This window comes from Neobacillus paridis (assembly GCF_016765675.1).
Classification (GTDB): domain Bacteria; phylum Bacillota; class Bacilli; order Bacillales; family Cytobacillaceae; genus Neobacillus; species Neobacillus paridis.
Genome location: NZ_JAESWB010000409.1, coordinates 1 through 534, shown reverse-complemented (window position 1 = coordinate 534; position 534 = coordinate 1). Strand labels below are relative to the sequence as shown.

The window sequence follows — 534 nt, the reverse complement described above, 5'->3', positions numbered from 1 at the left end:
CGGTTCCTTGGAACAAAGGCAGGCTCGTTGGCCAGAAAGCGCCGCTGAAACTGAAAGAGATCTGGGCCATCCGAATAAGGCTCCAGCTTGCCGACAAGGCCCGTGATTTGGCGCTGTTCAATCTCGCTATTGATAGCAAGTTGCGTGGCTGTGACTTGGTCAGCCTGCGCGTCTTGGATGTCGCCCATGGCAAGGCAGTCTTGCCGCGCGCCATGATTATGCAGCACAAGACGCACCGGCCAGTGCAGTTCGAGATCACCGAGCAGACTCGGCAGTCAGTCGCAGCCTGGATCAACAAGGCCCATCTGGCTTCAGGCCAGTATCTTTTCCCGAGCAGGGTAGCCAAGTCACCGCATTTGTCTACCCAGCAGTACGCGCGCATTGTGGCCCGCTGGCTGGGATCAATTGGTTTGGATGCGTCCGCGTATGGCACCCACACGATGAGACGGACAAAAGCGACACTGATCGACCGGCGGACAAAGAACCTGTGGGCCGTCCAACTTCTTCTTGGGCATACGAAGCTGGAGAGTACGG

Annotated in this window: 1 protein-coding gene; it reads left to right on the top strand. The window is 57.7% G+C overall.

Annotated features, from left to right (window positions below):
• The coding region (locus tag JK635_RS29385) for a tyrosine-type recombinase/integrase (protein ID WP_202656455.1) at nucleotides 1–534 on the top strand (534 nt) is incomplete at both ends.